Genomic DNA, 554 nt, shown 5'->3' with positions numbered 1-554 from the left:
GGACTCCCCCTTCGCCCCCGACTCCCCCTGCGCCTTCCGTCCCCGCGTCGCGTCCGCCACGATCCACCGCCGGTGGACCTCCATCAGCTCGTCCGGCGTGGCCTTGCACAGGCGGGCCAGCCGCTCGACCGGCGCGAACTCCGCCGGTACGGCGGCCCCGCTGCAATACCGGTGCAGGGTCGACGTGCTGACGTGCAGTCGTTTGGCCAGCACGCCGTAGCTCAGTCCCGAACGCTCCTTCAGCTCTCGCAGCAGTTCAGCGAGATCGCCCGCCCCCACGTCACTCCCCATCCCGGCTCCCCATTCCAGGGAACGGCCATTTGCCCAGGTCAACGGCTGTGCGGGCATTCCGGCGTCCCGTACTGGACCGAATCCCTGGCCTCCGGGACACCTTCCCGCACAAGCTTTCGTCATCCAAGCACGCCGCTCCCTGATCCGGTCGAGCGACGCCCCGCCGCCCGCGGATGGCGAACCATCCGCGCAGGCCACTCCGTACCGAAAGAGATTCCGTCATGCGCGCCTCCGTCCGCCGCCCCGAGTCGTCCCGCCCCCGC

Annotated in this window: 1 protein-coding gene; it reads right to left on the bottom strand. The window is 70.6% G+C overall.

What is annotated here, in order from left to right; translation table 11 throughout:
- A partial coding sequence (locus ACSNOH_RS35060) for a helix-turn-helix domain-containing protein (protein ID WP_436725485.1) occupies nt 1-291 on the bottom strand: 291 nt, incomplete at its 3' end.
- Between the last annotated feature and the right edge of the window lie 263 nt (nt 292-554).

The sequence above is a fragment of the Streptomyces sp. URMC 127 genome (assembly GCF_051386535.1).
In the GTDB taxonomy this organism is placed as follows: Bacteria; Actinomycetota; Actinomycetes; order Streptomycetales; family Streptomycetaceae; genus Streptomyces.
Note: the sequence above shows the minus strand (reverse complement) of the source record. Positions and strands in the feature narration are given on the sequence as shown.